Source organism: Dickeya dadantii NCPPB 898, assembly GCF_000406145.1.
In the GTDB taxonomy this organism is placed as follows: Bacteria; Pseudomonadota; Gammaproteobacteria; order Enterobacterales; family Enterobacteriaceae; genus Dickeya; species Dickeya dadantii.
The window spans coordinates 3,358,476-3,375,102 of the sequence record NZ_CM001976.1; the positions used below are offsets into that span (position 1 = coordinate 3,358,476).

General features: G+C 56.3%; 14 protein-coding genes and 1 pseudogene. 4 read left to right on the forward strand and 11 right to left on the reverse strand.

The window, feature by feature from the left end; all coding sequences use genetic code 11:
- Positions 1-94: 94 nt before the first annotated feature.
- Both DDA898_RS15090 and DDA898_RS23405 read right to left on the reverse strand, forming a co-directional pair.
- Complete coding sequence (locus DDA898_RS15090; RefSeq protein ID WP_038911618.1) at positions 95-1,168, reverse strand: LacI family DNA-binding transcriptional regulator; 1,074 nt, start codon at positions 1,166-1,168, stop codon at positions 95-97.
- 167 nt (positions 1,169-1,335) lie between these two features.
- Positions 1,336-1,527 carry a hypothetical protein gene (locus tag DDA898_RS23405; RefSeq protein WP_162471548.1) on the reverse strand — a complete coding sequence of 64 codons (192 nt, stop codon included), beginning with the start codon at positions 1,525-1,527 and terminating at the stop codon, positions 1,336-1,338.
- Between DDA898_RS23405 and DDA898_RS15095 the strand changes: the two are divergent.
- A pseudogene (locus tag DDA898_RS15095) lies at positions 1,436-2,706 on the forward strand (maltoporin). The gene DDA898_RS23405 and the pseudogene DDA898_RS15095 overlap by 92 nt on opposite strands.
- Before the next feature lie 158 nt (positions 2,707-2,864).
- On the opposite strand, the gene DDA898_RS15100 reads toward DDA898_RS15095, so the two are convergent.
- The 6 genes from DDA898_RS15100 to DDA898_RS15125 all read right to left on the reverse strand — a co-directional run bounded on the left by DDA898_RS15100 (position 2,865) and on the right by DDA898_RS15125 (position 10,226).
- Positions 2,865-3,179, reverse strand: a complete 315-nt coding sequence (locus tag DDA898_RS15100; protein ID WP_038911619.1) for a PTS sugar transporter subunit IIB — start codon at positions 3,177-3,179, stop codon at positions 2,865-2,867.
- A gap of 112 nt (positions 3,180-3,291) precedes the next feature.
- The gene (locus tag DDA898_RS15105; RefSeq protein ID WP_038911620.1) at positions 3,292-5,349 is read right to left on the reverse strand and encodes a beta-galactosidase; all 2,058 of its coding nucleotides are present in this window, start codon (positions 5,347-5,349) and stop codon (positions 3,292-3,294) included.
- A gap of 136 nt (positions 5,350-5,485) precedes the next feature.
- Positions 5,486-6,685, reverse strand: a complete 1,200-nt coding sequence (locus tag DDA898_RS15110) for a glycoside hydrolase family 53 protein (RefSeq protein ID WP_038912602.1) — start codon at positions 6,683-6,685, stop codon at positions 5,486-5,488.
- A 5-nt stretch (positions 6,686-6,690) separates the two neighbouring features.
- Positions 6,691-7,587 (reverse strand): sugar ABC transporter permease, encoded by an 897-nt coding sequence (locus DDA898_RS15115; RefSeq protein WP_050570274.1) that lies wholly within the window; start codon positions 7,585-7,587, stop codon positions 6,691-6,693.
- A gap of 10 nt (positions 7,588-7,597) precedes the next feature.
- Positions 7,598-8,905: a carbohydrate ABC transporter permease gene (locus DDA898_RS15120; protein ID WP_013318834.1), complete on the reverse strand. Its 1,308-nt coding sequence runs from the start codon at positions 8,903-8,905 to the stop codon at positions 7,598-7,600.
- A 73-nt stretch (positions 8,906-8,978) separates the two neighbouring features.
- Positions 8,979-10,226 carry an extracellular solute-binding protein gene (locus DDA898_RS15125; protein ID WP_038911621.1) on the reverse strand — a complete coding sequence of 416 codons (1,248 nt, stop codon included), beginning with the start codon at positions 10,224-10,226 and terminating at the stop codon, positions 8,979-8,981.
- Positions 10,227-10,583: 357 nt separating this feature from the next.
- Here DDA898_RS15125 and DDA898_RS15130 point away from each other — a divergent pair, with 357 nt between their 5' ends.
- Positions 10,584-11,693, forward strand: a complete 1,110-nt coding sequence (locus tag DDA898_RS15130; protein ID WP_038911622.1) for an ABC transporter ATP-binding protein — start codon at positions 10,584-10,586, stop codon at positions 11,691-11,693.
- Positions 11,694-12,193: 500 nt separating this feature from the next.
- Positions 12,194-13,297: a M20 peptidase aminoacylase family protein gene (locus tag DDA898_RS15135; protein ID WP_038911623.1), complete on the forward strand. Its 1,104-nt coding sequence runs from the start codon at positions 12,194-12,196 to the stop codon at positions 13,295-13,297.
- Positions 13,298-13,372: 75 nt separating this feature from the next.
- Here the strand turns inward: DDA898_RS15135 and DDA898_RS15140 are convergent, their stop codons facing one another.
- Both DDA898_RS15140 and DDA898_RS15145 read right to left on the reverse strand, forming a co-directional pair.
- Positions 13,373-13,708 carry a hypothetical protein gene (locus tag DDA898_RS15140; protein WP_236616675.1) on the reverse strand — a complete coding sequence of 112 codons (336 nt, stop codon included), beginning with the start codon at positions 13,706-13,708 and terminating at the stop codon, positions 13,373-13,375.
- Between the two features lie 34 nt (positions 13,709-13,742).
- The gene (locus tag DDA898_RS15145; RefSeq protein WP_152490692.1) at positions 13,743-13,982 is read right to left on the reverse strand and encodes a hypothetical protein; all 240 of its coding nucleotides are present in this window, start codon (positions 13,980-13,982) and stop codon (positions 13,743-13,745) included.
- Between the two features lie 374 nt (positions 13,983-14,356).
- Between DDA898_RS15145 and pelI the strand changes: the two genes are divergently transcribed.
- Positions 14,357-15,391 (forward strand): pectate lyase PelI, encoded by a 1,035-nt coding sequence (gene pelI, locus DDA898_RS15150; protein ID WP_038911625.1) that lies wholly within the window; start codon positions 14,357-14,359, stop codon positions 15,389-15,391.
- A gap of 102 nt (positions 15,392-15,493) precedes the next feature.
- Here the strand turns inward: pelI and DDA898_RS15155 are convergent, their stop codons facing one another.
- Complete coding sequence (locus DDA898_RS15155; protein ID WP_038911626.1) at positions 15,494-16,582, reverse strand: iron-containing alcohol dehydrogenase family protein; 1,089 nt, start codon at positions 16,580-16,582, stop codon at positions 15,494-15,496.
- Positions 16,583-16,627 lie beyond the last annotated feature (45 nt).

The window sequence follows — 16,627 nt, forward strand, 5'->3', positions numbered from 1 at the left end:
ATGCGCAGGTTTAACGCGGCCTGACGGCGGGAGCATCCGCCGACCTCATCATGACTGGCCAGCGATAACGCCGGCCGCGATGCGCCGCAACATGCTACTGACTCAACCGGTGCGCAATCAACCGCAGTTCTTCGGCGATTTGCTGTAAATCGCGCTGTGCATCAATGCGGGGGCCGGTAGAGTTGCGGATCACCAGCCTGGCCGGCAGGATGGACGACGATCGCTGCACGTCGTTGTCGTTGGCGTTCAGCAGGCGGTGCACCGCTTCCTTGCCCTGCAGGTCGAGGTCCAGCGAGACGGTGGTCAGCGCCGGGTGGAAAAACGAACTTTCATACGTACCGTCGTAACCAATCACCGATTTCTGGCCGGGAATGGTCAGTTGGTTCTGATGAAACGCACTCAATACGCCGAGCGCCATCTGATCATTGGCGACCAGTACCGCGCTGAACTGCGGCGTTTCGCGCAGCATCTGCAGCGCGCCGGCGTAGCCGCTTTGCGCATCCCAGTTGCCGTGAATCACCGTTGTCGGCGTCAAACCATACCCATCCAGGGTTTCCAGCCAGTTTTTCAGTCTCAACCGCGCCGAGACTGAACCGGCCGGCCCCGCCAGCAAAGCGAAATCGCGGTGCCCCAGCTCATACAGATACTTCACGCTGGCCCGCGTGCCGTCCGCCGGATTAAAAGACACGTTGAACACCGAACTGTAAGGGTCAACATCCAGAAATAAGCAGAGAATATCGTCATTGTCGGCGGCGATGTGCTCTGCTTCTTCCGTCTCCAGCGGCACGTTGATGATAACCTTATCAACGCGCTGTGACTTGAGTTCGTTGATGGAATCCTGAATGCTATGATTGACGTTCTCATCAATCATGGAAATCAGCACCTGATAACCTTCCGTATTCGCGTATCTTTTCACCGCCGCCGCCACCTGCGAAGGCGCGTGCAATGCCAGCGACGTCGTCACCAGCCCCATCGTCATGCTCTGCTTGCCCACCAGTTGCTGGGCCAGCCGGTTTGGAACATAACGCAACAGTTCAATGGACTGTTCCACCTTGCGGCGCGTGGACTCGGAGACATTCGCAGATTTGTTCAACACCCGCGATACCGTCTGATAAGAAACACCCGCGTGGCGGGCAACATCTTCTAACGTAGCGCTTTTCGACTTCATGGTCGGGTTTCCCGTCGTGGTTTTACCGGGATTGTAACAGCTGGTCCGGCGAAAAAACCATGTTCTGAACCCTATTCAGGCCAAATGTTATGCAAGTAACACGTTCACATATCAAAAACCCGTGATGCGCATCACCAATCATTACAAAACAAAATGATTTATTTGCATTAAATCACAATAAAACAACGAATCCATTGCTCAGCTTTACGCTTAGGCATTTTATTTAATTCGTAATGTGAACGTAATACATAACAACAAGAGGCCACCATGAACACCAAACTCCTTACTGTCTCTACCGCACTCACCGTCATACTGACCTCACCGGCATTGCTGGCGGCAGAGGCAACCACCGTCCCCATTGATTTTCATGGCTATCTGCGCGGCGGCGTGGGGGTGTCCAATGATGGCGGCATGTCGCAATGGCAAAAAAACAAGTGGGTCGTCTGGGTAACGAAAACGATACCTACGGCGAAGTGGAACTGGGCTCGGAGGTGTACAAAAAGAACGACGTCAGTTTCTACCTCGACAGCATGGTCAGCATGGTGTCGGATGGATCCAACGATAACGAAACCACCATCGGCGATGACGCCCAGTTCGGCCTGCGTCAGTTGAATCTGCAAATCAAGGGGCTGGTCCCCGGCGACCCTAACGCCGTGATCTGGGGTGGTAAACGCTACTATCAGCGTCACGATCTGCATATTATCGATACCAAATACTGGAATATCTCCGGCTCCGGCGCCGGGATTGAAAACTATACCCTTGGCCCCGGCGCGCTCTCCGTCGCCTGGATCCGCGGCGATGCCAACGCGGTTGACGACCGCATCAACGGCAACAGCAACGTCAACATCAACTATGCCGATATCCGCTATGCCGGGCTGAAACCCTGGAAAGGCGCCTGGACGGAATTCGGCATCGACTACGCGATGCCGAACACCACCAAAAAACAGAAAGACTTCGGCGGCCTGTATGACGCGGATAACGGCGTGATGCTGACCGGCGAAATCAGTCAGGATATGTTGGGCGGTTACAACAAAGTGGTGCTGCAGTACGCCAACAAAGGGCTGGCGCAAAACATGGTGTCGCAGGGCGGCGGCTGGTATGACATGTGGAATCAGGTGAACAGCGCCACCGGTTATCGTGCCATCAACACCGGCCTGATTCCGCTCACCGACCGGTTATCGTTTAACCATGTGTTGACCTGGGGTTCGGCTAACCACATCAATGAAGCGACCGACACCACCCGGCTGTTGTCGCTGGTAGGGCGTCTGCAATACCAGTTTACCGATTATGTGCGCGGCATCGGCGAAGTGGGCGCGTTCACCCAGAAAGACAACTTCAAAAACGGCACCACGTTTAAACAAAGCGGCGAGAAATACACACTGGCGTTAGCGCTGGCGGCCGGCCCGGCATTTATGTCGCGTCCGGAATTGCGCCTCTACACCTCTTATCTGAACGACAGTCAGGACGGCAAGCCATTCAAGGACGGCACCGCCAATAACACCTGGAACGTTGGCGTACAGGTTGAGGCCTGGTGGTGATCGACGCGATATACGGAATACCCTGTTCTCCGGAGGTTGTTTTCATCATTATTATCTGAGTTATTGACGCTGTTGTTTTTTTGAGGATAACCAGCCGGGTTATCCTCTTTTTTATTTATCCATATATTATTTATTATCCTGCTGTTATTGACGAGCTATTATTCCGGGCGGGAAAAATGCTCCTCTAATAATTTGCGTAACGTATCCGACTGTTTACCGAATATGGCATGAACCTGCTGCCCAAGAATAATAACGCCCAGCGCGCCTTCCTGCTGTAACCCTTGCGAGTCAACCAGGTTTAGGTTTTTTACCGTCACACGCAGCCGGGTAATACAGGCATCGACCTGTTCGATATTATCCCGCCCGCCAAACCACCGCAGCAGACGCTGAATCTGCTGTTTGTCGTCGTCGCTTAATTCCGGCGTCGGCTTCGGATGCGAAAAATAGCGCATAAAAGAACGCAGATTGACCATAGTCATACTCCTCTGAAGGCATTATACGCGGCGACGCCCGCCGGCGCGGCGGGTCATCGCCCAAGAGAAAACGCCCATGCCGGCATCGGCGATGGGTGCAGGCGGAACGCCGTCAGATCAGACGGCGGCGAATCACCCGGCAATCCCAGGCGGAAAGAACAATGTCTACCAGCGGCAACCCGGTCAGCATGTCGCTATACCCGGCGGGCAGTTGAATTGGCTGCGGCTGCGCACTGTAGTTTTCGATGAAGATAAACTCGTCGTCGCCGTTGGTACGGCGATGGGCCGTTACCGCCGGCGGCAGCGGGATATCCAACGCCCGCGGCAGAGCCAGTTCACGGATGATGGCGCCAAAGAAATCGCGCTGGAACGCCAGATCGTTACGCGAAGTCACGTACCAGGCCTTCCCTGCGCCGACGCGGTTTACCGTCACCGCCGGCCGGCCGGCGTAGAAATCGTCACAGTAACTGGCGAGCGCCGTCGCGCCTTCAAGGTGGATCAACTCGCACAGGTGGCGCGCCTGATACGGCCCTTTCAGCCCGATATCATTGTCCGCCAGCCCCAGTACCCGGTTGTATTCACCGTCGGCCAGACAGTCGATCTCTTCTGACCAGATCCCCAGCACCGCGCGCAGCGGGCCGGGGAATCCGCCCTGATAACACAGGTCGCTTTCGTTAACGATGCCGCTCCAGTAGGTCACCACCACCTGCCCGCCCTGCCGCACAAACTGCTCGACACGCTCGGCAAAGCCTGGGCGCACCATGTACAGCATCGGCGCAATCAACAGCCGATAGCCGCTGAAATCGCAGTCGGCGTTGATGATGTCCGCCGCGATCCCCTGCTCCCAGAACGGGCGGTAATGTTCCGCCACGGTTGTTTCGTACTCCAGCCCGGCATTGCGCGGCCCCTGCGCGTCATCCATCGCCCAGCGGCTTTCCCAGTCAAACAGGATAGCCACCTGAGCTTCTACCCGGCTGCCCGCCACCGCATCCAGCTGCGACAATATCTGGCCGAGTTGCGCCACTTCGCGGCCGACGCGGGTATCGATATGACCGACGTGATCCACCACCGCGCCGTGGAATTTCTCCACCGAACCGCGGCTCTTGCGCCACTGGAAATACTGCACCGCGTCCGCACCGTGCGCCACCGCCTGCAACGAGGAGAGAATATGCATGCCCGGTTTCTTGAGCTTGCTGAGCGGCTGCCAGTTGGTGACGCTGGGGGTCGATTCCATCAACACAAACGGCTTGCCCTGCTTGAGCGAGCGCATCAGGTCATGGAACATCGCGATATAACAGGCCAGCGTGGCGTCGTCCTTGTCGCGGTGCCACATCGGGTAGCTGTCCCAGGAGATGAAATCCAGCACGCGCGACAGCTGCCAGTAATCGTAATCGTAGAAATACTCCATGAAATTGGTGGTAACCGGGATCGCCGGGTTCACCCGCTTCAACGGAACGATTTCCTGCGCGCAGAAATCGGTCGCCTGCGCGGTATTAAAGCGTCGCCAGTCGAGGTTCAAGCCATGAATGGACACTTCACCCTGCGGCGCCGGCGATTCAATCTGCGACCAGTCGCTGTAGGTATGGCTCCAGAAATCGCTCCACCAGGCGTGATTGAGGTTATCCAGCGTCTGATAACGCGCCTGCAACCAGTTGCGAAACGCCTGCTGACAGCGATCGCAATGGCATTCGCCGCTGTATTCATTGGAGATGTGCCAGCCGATCACCGCCGGGTGATGCCCGTAGCGTTCTGCCAGCAGCGTATTGATTTTCGCTACTTTATCGCGGTACACCGGCGACGACAGACAGTGGTTATGGCGACCGCCGTGCAGCGCCGGCACCCGGTCGCGCCCGACGCGCAGCACTTCCGGATAACGTTGCGACATCCATGCCGGGCGGGCACCGCTGGGCGTAGCCAGAAACACCGCAATGCCCTGCCGATATAATTTATCGATAACCTCATCCAGCCAGTCGAACCGATACACGCCTTCCTGCGGCTCCAGTTTGGCCCAGCTGAAAATACCGACCGACATGACATTACATTTCACCTGTTTCATCATGGCGATATCGTCATCAATAATGCCGGAGTAATTCTCCCATTGCTCCGGATTATAATCAGCGCCATGTAATAACCCTTCCACCTTCGGATTCAAAGGCGTAAATCGTTTCATAAAACATCCTTAATACTGAATTGGCAGAGAGCATATCTCCTCTATTTCGATAGGCAGGCGGGCGGCAATCCTATCATTCCCCAATGATAAATCGGGTACCGCCAACACGCCTGTCATCGAAAAACAAAAGAGATAATTAATTAAAGACTTTTATCGACGGCAACGCTTCCCCCTGACAATTAAATAACGCCTGATTTTCACGGGCATTACCTATGAAACCGTGGTCATTGATATAATCCATGCCGGCTTCGGTGGCCCAGGTATTTCCCGCCGCAATGATCCAGGTCGGTTCCCAATAGAACACGCCTTTGCCGCGCTTATTGGGTACATCGATCACGCTTTGCATCAGGTCACGAATAAAATCAGCCTGTCCTTGTACCGTGGCCGGATATCTCCCTGCCGCGGCTTCCTTTGCGCCAAAGCTGTTCGGCGCGTTATCGCAATTAGCCAGGGTGTAGCCGTAGGCGGCCTCAACCACGATCACATCTTTGTTGTAGCGCTGGCTGATGTCGTCCATGTTAGCCTTCAGCGCGCTGATCGGGCCGTTCCAGTAGGTGTACATCGACAGACCAATCACATCGAACGGCACGCCGCGTTTGGTGATTTCATCAAACCACCAGCGGAAAGTGTCGTTCTTGGTGCCTTCCGCCAGATGCAGCATGATCTTGACCTGCCCCGGCGAACTGAGATTTTCACGTAAACCGGCAATGGAGGCATTCAGCAGGCCGGCCAGCCGGTCAAACTCGCCGCCGCCCTGCCCCCAGCTTTTGCCTTCGGGCCACAGAATGCCGCCGTTGATCTCATTGCCGATCTGCACCATATCCGGCAGCACCCCTTCCCGCTTGAAGCGGGCAATGGTGTCGCGGGTATAGTCATGAATGACAACTTTCAGTTGATCATACGATAGATGAGCCCAGGCTTTCGGCTTGAACTGCTTGCCGGGGTCAGTCCAGAAGTCACTGAACTGAAGGTCCAGCAACAGTTTGAGGCCTTGATCTTTGGCGCGTTTGGCCAGTGTCAGCGTGGTCGCCAAATCGTTATCGCCGCCGCCGTAAGGGTGCCCGGCGGCATCGCGGGGATCAACCCACAAACGCAGCCGGATGTAGTTGACGCCGTTCTTCTTCAGCAGCGCGATCGGGTCGACGCGAGCGCGGTTTTCGTCGTAAAACACGCCGCCCTGACGCTCCACTTCCAGCAAGGTGGAAATATCCGCGCCCTTGATAAAATCGGCCGGGGCATTGCGTAGCGGTTTTATCACGACAGACTCCGCCGCCATCAGCGGCGCGGCGCCCAGCGCCAGGGAAACAGCCAGTAATGCGGGTATCATCTTTTTCATGGTGATCATCCTTTGGTACTGCCTGAGGTCAGGCCGGAGACAAAATATTTTTGCAGCATCAGGTAAAGCAGCGCGACCGGCACGGCAATCAGCACCGCGCCGGCGGCGTAGGTGGTGTAACTGGCGCCCATTTTCTGCGCCACCAGGTTGTACAAGCCGATGGGCAGGGTGTACTTATCCGGGGTGCGCAGGATGGTGCTGGACAGAATGAAATCCCCCAGCGGGCCGGTGAAGGAAAACAGCGCCACCACGGCGATGATCGGCTTGGACAAAGGAATAATGATTTCAATGAAAATACGAAAATTGCCCGCCCCGTCCATGCGCGCCGATTCATCAAGCTCGCGGGGAATAGCGTCCAGATAGCCTTTCATCAAATAGGTGTTCATCGGGATCATGCCGGCGACGTAAATCAGCACCAGCGCCAGATGGCTGTTGATCAACCCCAGCAGTTGCGACAGCACAAAAATGGCGATCAGCGCCGAGAACTGTGGGATCATCTGCAACAACAAAAACAGCATCAGGCCGTTTTGCCGTCCCTTGAAGCGGAAACGGGAAAAAGCGTAAGCGGTAAAGCTGACGCTTAACAGCGTCAACACCATGGTCAGGAAGCTGATTTTCATCGAGTTCCAGTACCAGGTCAGGTAATTGACCTGACCGTTGAACAGATCCGCGTAATGCTGAAAGGACGGATTATCCGGAATAATCGAGGTGCTCAGCAGGCTGTTGCCGGCATTGAGCGACGCCCCGACCGTCCACACCAGCGGATAAATGATCACCACGGACACCGCGATAATCACCAGCCAGGACAGCGAAAGCCGAATCGCCTTCTCGCGCTTGATGCTTTGACGATTAACACCCTGACGATTAACGCGTTGACGATTAATACCCTGAGTCGTCGCCATCATTTTCCCCTTACGCCATCTCATCGTTCTTAAACGACCGGGTCGCCCGGAATTGCCACAGCGCCAGACCGACGACAAAAATCGACAGCAGGATGGTGATGGTGGCGGCAATCGCATACTGGGACGACGACATCGTCAGTTTGTAAATCCAGGACACCAGAATGTCGGTGCCCCCGGCATTGGAGCCAGCGACGGCGGGACCGCCGTTGTTGAACAGATAGATGATGTTGAAATTATTAAAGTTGAAGGTGTACTGGGTGATGATGATCGGCGCGATTGAGTACAGCACCAGCGGCAGCGTAATGGTGCGCAGTTGCGTCCAGCGGCTGGCGCCGTCCATGGTGGCCGCCTCGTACAGATCGTCCGGAATGGCCTGCAACACGCCGGTGGTCATGGCGAACACAAACGGGAAGCCGAGCCAGGTCTGCATCATGATCAACGCCGTTTTGGTCCAGAACGGATCGGTCAGCCAGGCTTTCGGGCTGATGCCCACAGACGCCAGAATGGCATTGTTGATGACGCCGAACGAATCGTTGAACATGCCGGCGAACACCAGAATGGTGACGAACCCCGGCACCGCCCACGGCAGAATGAAAATCGTACGGACCAGCGGTTTAAAGCGCAGGTCTTTCTGGTTAACCAGGATCGCCAGCAACACCCCTACCGTGCACTGCAACGTGGTCGCCAGCAGCGTCCAGACCACCGTCCACTGCAACACATCAAAAAAGGTCGAACGCCAGATGCTGAGGGTAAAAATGCTAACGAAGTTCTTCATCCCGACCCACTCCACCAGTTTGGCGGGCGGCGTGTGGTACAGGTTGTAGTTGGTAAACGCGATGGCGAAACCGAACAGGATCGGGAAAATCACCACGAACACCAGCAGGATGAACCCAGGGGTAATCATCAGGTAAGGAAAGCCCTCGCTCAGCAGCAACCGGTACTGCTGCCGCACGCTGTTAAGCGTCAGCCCGTCATCCCGCCGTTTGCCATTGCGCCAGGCATCGTTTATCGACACGGCGTAGATCAGTACGCCAAAGGCGATGATCAGCAGGCTGATGATCCCTTCCGCCAGCAGGAAGATGGAGTTGTCGCGCGGCACCTCTTCCCCCAGGGTGTACACGCCCCACAGGCCGGTACGCAGAAAATCATGAAACACCCCCAGATAGCTGCCGAGCAGCACCAGAAAAATCATGCCTTTCGCCCACTGGCGGTGATAAAACTGCCCGCCGCCGGGCAGCACCGCGCACAACGCCGCGACCCAGGCGTGGCGTCGGGTGCGCTTTTCCCCGGACAGGGGTTCGCCGGAACTGATAATCACACGCTGCTCCTTCTAGTCGCGGGAGGTCGCCCTCCCGCTCGGTGTGGCCTACTGCGTTAACGGATGACGGTTATTACTGATTGCTGGCCTGCATCGCCTCGACCTGCATCTTGATTTGCTTCACGGCGTTATCGAGCGCCGCTTTCGGCTCCTGTTTGCCGGTCATACTCAGCTCCAGCGCCGCGTTGGCCGGCCCCCAGACTTCGCCCATTTCCGGAATGCCCGGCATCGGCACGGCTCTGGCGGCCTGGATGGCGACCGCGCTGGCCTTCTCGTCGTTTTTAATCAGCGGATCGTCAATCATGCTTTTTTGCGGCGGGATCTCGCCGGTGCGTTGATAGCGGACCTTCACGTAGCGCGGCTGGTTGATGAACTCGATAAACCGTTGCGCCAGCGCGTTGTCCTTGCTCCAGGTCGATACCACATACCCTTTCACGCCAAGGAACGAGCTCATCGGTTTGCCGTCCGGCAGCAGCGGCAGCGGCGCCACGCCGTAATGAATGCCGGCGGCTTCGTAAGGCTGGAACGCCCAGGGGCCGTTGATCACCGCTGCCGCTTTTTTCTCGGTGAACAGCGAATCGATGGCATTTAGCCCGTTATCGCCGATGATCCCCGCCGGGAACAGCTTGTCGGCGTAGAATTTGCGCAGCAGCGTCACCGCTTCCACCGCGCCCGGCGTGTTCAGGCCGATATCCAACGGGTTGAGGCCGCCTTTGTCGTTTTTGCCGGGGTCTTTTTTACCAAAGATATAGCCGCCCATCGGCCCGATCGCGCCCCAGCTGTAGTAGATCTGATCGAACTTCGCCAGCAGCCCGAATTTGTTCTGCGCCTGCTGCTGCCGGGAAAAGTCATACCACTCCTGCAGGCTGGCCAGCGGTTTGCTCACCTGATCTTTGTTGTAAATCAGCACCAGGGTTTCCACCGCTTTCGGCAGACCATAGACCTGGTTGTTCATGCGAAATGCCGCCATCGACGCATCGGTGAAGCTGTCTTGCTCGGCCTTATCGAGCTTCAGCGGCGCAATCAGCCCCTGCACCACCGCGCCGCCCAGTTGATCGTTGGGGATCACCAGCACATCGGGGCCGATGCCCGCCGGGCCGTCCAGTCGCAGTTTTTCCAGCTGCTGGGCATACGGCATTTCCTGCAGGTTCACTTTGACGTTGAACTGTTTTTCGAAATCCCCGATGGCGTCCTTGATGCCATCCGATTTCCGGATATCTTCCCAAACGGTCAGCTGCTGCGCGGCATGTACCGGAAAGGCCGCCAGCTGGCCGGCAGCGGTGGCGGAGAGAAGCAGGGCGGTAAGCGTTTTGGTTTTCATTATCGACCTCATGTGAAGGTATAACATTTTTAAGCAAAAAACCTGGCACTTCGCATTGATAAACGCATCATGGCTGATTATATCTGGCCTTAACGACCCTGATTTTTACCATTGATGATGTTATACGCTACGCTAACCATAAGGATATGACGACAGGAAAGTGACTATTGTGTGATCACAATTGCAGAAATGAAACGTGCCGATAGGGTGCTAAAAACAAGGTGGTTATAGTCATCTCAACGTGAAATCGCCGTCAGGTTGGCCCGCAATATTTGTTATACGTAATACACAACCTTGCCGGCGCGACCCGACCCGCCCCTGTGGTCGCCGTATTGATAACCCGTTGAGGAAAAACGGATGTCCAGCATATGCTTAAAAAATGTCACCAAACGCTTTGGCAAAACTGAAACGCTGCACAATATCAATCTGGATATCCAGGCGGGTGAATTTGCGGTGTTTGTCGGGCCTTCCGGCTGCGGCAAATCCACGTTGCTACGGATGATCGCCGGTTTGGAGGAGATTAGCGATGGCAAGATTCTGATTGATGACGAAGTGATGAATGACGTCGCGCCGGCCCACCGCGGCGTGGCGATGGTATTTCAGTCCTACGCGCTGTACCCACACATGACGGTGGCGGAAAACATGGGCTACGGACTGAAGGTCAACAAGGTGCCGAAGGCGGAGATTCGCCATCAGGTCGAAATGGTCGCCAAAACCTTGCAGTTGTCTCACCTGCTGGACCGCAAGCCTAAACAGCTGTCCGGCGGCCAGCGCCAGCGCGTCGCCATCGGTCGAGCCATTGTGCGTAACCCGAAAGTGTTCATGTTCGACGAACCGCTCTCCAACCTCGACGCCGAACTGCGGGTCGACATGCGCCTGCACATCGCCAAGCTGCATCAGGAGTTGAAAACCACCATGGTGTATGTCACCCACGATCAGGTGGAAGCGATGACGCTGGCCGACAAAATCGTGGTGATGAACAACGGCAAGGTGGAGCAGACCGGCTCGCCGATGATGCTGTACTACAACCCGGTCAACCGCTTCGTCGCCGGTTTTATCGGCTCGCCCAAAATGAATTTCCTGCCCGCGACCGTCGTCGCCTGGCAGCCGCATCAGTTGACGGTGACGCTGACGGCGGAAAAAGCGCTGACGCTGGATATCGACACCACACCGTTACAGCCCGGCGACGCCGTCACGCTGGGGATCCGTCCCGAACACCTTGGCATTCAGCCGTCGCATCAGGCAACGCTGGCTTTTCAGTGTGAAGTGGTGGAACGACTGGGCAACAACACCTACCTGTTCGGCCAGTGTTACGGCTACGACGGCGTCAAAATCCTGCTGCCCGGCGACGTGCAGTTCCGCCCCTGGCAGGCGATTACCGTTGGTTTCGACGCCGCTCACTGTCTGGTGTTCAACGCCGAAGGTCTACGCATCAACGCCGACGCGCCCGTTCCCGGTATGCATTGACCGCATCGCCAGCCGCGTCACTGCGCGGGACGGTATCAGACCGATGTCTGTTGCGCCGCGCAGTCGCCCCTGCCGCTCCTCTTCTTCCCCCTCTTCTCACCCGGTCGTTAGAGATAGATAACCGCGCGCCGAACCGGCACCTGTCAGGTGCAGGCAATGCCCCCGTTCGGTGAGGATAGACACCTTGATGGGTCATGGCGTTACGTTCTGGCGAAAGGGGGTTTACCATGCCGGCAACGCGCCGTGAATTACTCACGCACGACGCGTGGAATCGCCCGCCAGACAGTACTCCGTCGCTACTCTTGTCCCGGTTAATTCGGCCATCGCTTTTATCTGGCATAACTCTTGCTGATAACTCTTGCTGTTGGATGTCGACTGCGTGCACAGCCTGCATTGGCGTTCAGGCTGTGTTCCCTGCGCTCTGAGCATCGTTTTTGACGAACACTTTTTGACGAACGCTTTTTGATGAACGCTTTTTGATGAACACCAAGAGAGACGTTATGCCCAACGTATTCGATCACTACCGTTACCTGCACACCATTCCGGAACTGGGGTTCCAGGAATTCAAGACCGCCGATTACCTGGCCGCGCAGCTGGAAGCGGCGGGCTACCGCCTGACCCGCGGCGTCAACGGCACCACCGGCATGGTGGCGGAGCTGAACAGCGGCGCACCCGGCCCGGTGCTGGCGTTGCGCGCCGACATGGATGCGCTGGGCCATATTATTGACGGCGAGTTCTGTGCCCGCCACACCTGCGGACACGACGCCCACGCCTCAGTGGTGCTGACCGCCGCTCAGGAACTGATGCGCGACGGCGTGGTGAAGAAAGGAAGGCTGAAGATCCTGTTTCAGCCCGCCGAAGAGCTGGGTACCGGCGCCATCGCCATGGTGGAAGGCGGCGCCATCGACGACGTGGACATGATCCTCGGCTTTCACCTGCGCCCGGTGGAAGAGTGCCAGTTGGGCGAAGCGATACCGGCGATGCACTATTCCGCCAGCAGCACGCTGGAAGTCACCTTTCACGGCCAGCCGGCGCACGGCGCGCGGCCGCATCTGGGCGTGAACGCGCTGGAAGCCGCCGCCAACGCCGTCATGGCGGTGAAGGCGGTTCCGCTGGCGCCGCACCTGACCTGGAGCGCCAAAGCCACCCGGTTTCTGTGCGACGCCGGCGTGACCAACTCCATTCCTGATAGCGCCACGGTGTGCTGGGACCTGCGTGCGTCCCGGAATGATGCGATGGACGAGCTGAAAGCCAAAGTGATCCGCGCCATTGAATATAGCGCGGCGGCTTACGGCGCGACGACCGAGATCACACTACTGAAAGAGATCCCGGCGGCGGATATTCATCACGACGCCACCGCCCTTATCAGCGCGGCCATCGTGGATGTGCTGGGCGAAGCCGGTCTGACCGCGCCCAAAAGCACCGCCGGCGGAGAAGATTTTTTCTTCTATCCGCGTCTCAAGCCGCAGATTAAGGCCGGCTTCTGGGGGCTCGGCACCAATCTCAAGCCGGGGCTGCACCACCCGGACATGCATTTTGAATTATCGTCGCTGGAAACCGGCGTGCAGGTATTCAAACGCTGCGTGGAAAAGATGCTGGGATAATATCGAGGCATCCCCGGCAATACGCCGGGGACATTTATTATCATGAAAAACACTGACGATCAGGAAAGACACAAATTATTTAACCAGCTTCCACACGCCGTCTTCCTGAATAAAAGTAAAATTGACGGTCTCTTTCTTGTTTCCAACCAGTGGCAATGACATATCCAGGTCGACATTGCATTGATAGCCTTTATTTTCACTTCTGATGCAATTCAGCTTTTTTAACGAATTGATTTTCAGCACCATTGCGTCATTAAAAAGCGTACCGACTTTTTGTTTCATTTCCCGATTGGTTTGCGCCACCATCTCGTCAACTGCTTGCCCGATATCCTGCTCGGTCGGCTCGCGGCCGCCACATCCCGATAACACCACGGCAACCAACGCACAAAAAGCAGCCTTATTTATCATCATCACAGACATCCCTATTAAAAACGTGCATAAACCCCTATAAATGCTTATTCAGCAGCAAAGCGGCGTATCTGAATATACCTGTCGTTTTTCGCGCGGCGGACACGTTGCCATCCTTTGCGGCCAGTATGGTCGCACCGTATACCGTCAAAATGCGAAGAACCGCGTTCAAGCGGTATTTCGACAGGTTCTCTTTTATCCGGCGATTGGCCTTCGCCAGCCGATGCAATAACCGATATCTGCCGGTCAAACCATCAAAAATAAACAAATCATTCACATTACGATTACCGCTGAATAAACTGCACGACGGTATTATCATAAAGCCGCTCAAACACATAGCTATTCTCTCCCCTGCTCTTGCAATGGAACAAAAATCAATCAGATAACGATAAAAAACAGATCTTTGTCACATTCATTTTTACAGTATTACGGATATTTCATAAATAAAAATGACATAACTCTCTTTTCAAAATTAGAAAATAAAATAAATGATATTCACATCAGGTTAATTTTCGAAACAGCGGTTTATTTTTCTCGCCCTTTTTATTTTTTGTTCTATAGTAAGCTCGATACATTCAGGAAGTACCCGCTTTTATTTATTTCTCTCAACTGAATGAGAGTCAATACCTGTGGGATTTACAAGGAGATTGTATGTTTAAGTATGTAATACCTCTGTGTGCACTCACTCTGGCGGCACCTTCATTCGCCGCCCAAACCACACTGATGCTTTCTCAGAAAAGCGATGTGAATTATCTGGGCTGGTCTACCGACGAAAGTAAAGTGGCGCGTCAGGAAGTTTATCGCGGCACTACCAGCAACCCTGACCTGCGTGAACGTATCGCCGTGCTGGACGCGGAAACCCGTACCTTTAAAGATACCGACACCAATAGCGGCCTCAATTACTGGTACTGGGTGGACGTCGTCAGCGAAAATCAGGCTCAGGTCGTATCAAATGCCGTCACCACCGCACCGAACGCCGGCCCGCTGCGCGCAGCGAAAGCCAGTTCCGAGTGTAAGCCGGGCGCCACGTTCGAAAACCGGACGGTGGATTGCGGCGGCGTGACCATCGGCACCTCCTGTCCGAATGACAGCGACAAACAGAAACCGCTGATCATTCTGAAAAACGCTACGGTGAAAAACCTGCGTATTTCCGCCTCCGGCGGCGCGGACGGCATCCACTGCGACAGCGGTAACTGCACCATTGAAAACGTGATCTGGGAAGACATCTGCGAAGATGCCGCAACCAATAAAGGCAAAACCATGACCATCATCGGCGGGATCGCACACAACGCCAAAGACGGTTACGGCGGCAAACCGGACAAAGTGCTGCAACACAATTCCAAAAACAGCACCACCGTGGTGAAAGGCAACTTCACCCTGACCGGTGAACACGGGAAACTGTGGCGTTCCTGCGGTGACTGTTCCGACAACGGCGGCCCGCGCTTCCTGACCATTACCAGCGCCACCGTCAACGGCACCATTGACAGCATTGCCGGCGTCAACCGCAACTACGGCGACGTGGCGACCATCAGTGGTCTGAAAATCAAGAATTACAAAGAAGGCAAACCGCCGGTTTGCGAAGAGTTCAAAGGCGTAGTAAAAGGCCAGGGCTCAACGGAAAAATACGGCGAAAAATGGGACACCACCAACTGTAAGGTTAGCCGTTCAGGCGTCAGCAAACTCTGACAGGGTCGTCTGGCCGGTTGAAACACAACACGGGCTTCCTGGCGTATCAACCAGACAAGACCGGGCTACGCGCCCGGTCTTTTTATTTCCCGGCAACGCCGGTTACGCCGCCACGCTGGTCGCCAGCGTCTCCACCCGGTGTATCGCCTGACGCACCCGCTGCTCCGTTACGGTAAACGGCATATTCGCCATATCCGGCGCATCAACCGATGCACGAACGATCGCCGCCAGCTCCGCCTCTGACAGATCCGGGCAGATCGCCGCCAGCGTCAGCGGCACTGCACAAGCCTGAGCCAGCCGAATCGCCGCCAGCAGCTCTTCATCACTACGCTGCTCCAGCGCCAGCAGACACAGATTGCCGAAGCCGACCAGCAGGCCGTGACCGAATTCGCGGGTCTTATCACAAACGGTAAATCCTTCGTACAACGCATGAGACGCCGCCGCGTGTGCGCCGCTGGCCATCAGCGACGTCAGCCCGGCGAACAGGAAGATGGCGTCCAGCACCTGATCAAGTGCGTCGCTGGGTTGTCCGTCCATTACGGCACGGCAGGCGGCCTCGCCGTGCTGTTCGATTAAGCGAAAACAGATCTCACTGTTAGCTCGTGACGATGCGGCAAAGCCGCTGCCGTTGTCGCCCGTGTCGATAACGCGAAACTCATACCATTTTGCCAGCGTATCTCCCAGCCCGGCCGCCAGCCAGCGCAGCGGTGCACGCACCAGTAGCGCGCTGTCGATCACCACCGCCGCCGGCGCCACCGGCAGGTGATACAAATCGTGGAAATGCCCGTCATCATGGTAACGAACCGACAGCGGCGTCACCGCGGCACACGTGGCGGCAATCGTCGGTAGCGTCACTGCTGGAATGCCGCACTGAAACGCTACCGCTTTACCGGTATCCAGCGCCTTGCCGCCGCCGACCGCCAGCAGCAGATCGCTGCCGGTTTCACGCACCCGCGCGCACAGCCGTTCAATCTGACTGACGCTGCACTGCTCGCCGGACCACTCCACCGCGGTCAGCGTTACCCCGGCTTGCCGCAGTTGCTCGATAATCAGCGTCTGCGCTGCCGTCAGGGCCTGATGCCCTCCCACGACCAATACCCGACTCCCGAGCCGGGCGCACACTTCGCCCAACTGTTGACTGACTCCTGCGCCACGCAACACGGTGGCGGGGAAAAAGACCTGTTGTGTCATCTCGATTGCTATTCCTGTTCGCTGTCATTGCGGTTAATGGTCTAC

Bases quoted from the DNA above. Each gene is read 5' to 3' on its own strand.
- DDA898_RS15155 (WP_038911626.1), bottom strand. From the start codon at position 16,582: ATGACACAACAGGTCTTTTTCCCCGCCACCGTGTTGCGTGGCGCAGGA.
- DDA898_RS23405 (WP_162471548.1), bottom strand. From the start codon at position 1,527: ATGGGGACGGTGGTTGCCTCTGCCGCCAGCAATGCCGGTGAGGTCAGT.
- DDA898_RS15140 (WP_236616675.1), bottom strand. From the start codon at position 13,708: ATGATGATAAATAAGGCTGCTTTTTGTGCGTTGGTTGCCGTGGTGTTA.
- DDA898_RS15125 (WP_038911621.1), bottom strand. From the start codon at position 10,226: ATGAAAACCAAAACGCTTACCGCCCTGCTTCTCTCCGCCACCGCTGCC.
- DDA898_RS15115 (WP_050570274.1), bottom strand. From the start codon at position 7,587: ATGGCGACGACTCAGGGTATTAATCGTCAACGCGTTAATCGTCAGGGT.
- DDA898_RS15090 (WP_038911618.1), bottom strand. From the start codon at position 1,168: ATGAAGTCGAAAAGCGCTACGTTAGAAGATGTTGCCCGCCACGCGGGT.
- DDA898_RS15100 (WP_038911619.1), bottom strand. From the start codon at position 3,179: ATGGTCAATCTGCGTTCTTTTATGCGCTATTTTTCGCATCCGAAGCCG.
- DDA898_RS15130 (WP_038911622.1), top strand. From the start codon at position 10,584: ATGTCCAGCATATGCTTAAAAAATGTCACCAAACGCTTTGGCAAAACT.
- DDA898_RS15105 (WP_038911620.1), bottom strand. From the start codon at position 5,349: ATGAAACGATTTACGCCTTTGAATCCGAAGGTGGAAGGGTTATTACAT.
- DDA898_RS15110 (WP_038912602.1), bottom strand. From the start codon at position 6,685: ATGAAAAAGATGATACCCGCATTACTGGCTGTTTCCCTGGCGCTGGGC.
- pelI (WP_038911625.1), top strand. From the start codon at position 14,357: ATGTTTAAGTATGTAATACCTCTGTGTGCACTCACTCTGGCGGCACCT.
- DDA898_RS15135 (WP_038911623.1), top strand. From the start codon at position 12,194: ATGCCCAACGTATTCGATCACTACCGTTACCTGCACACCATTCCGGAA.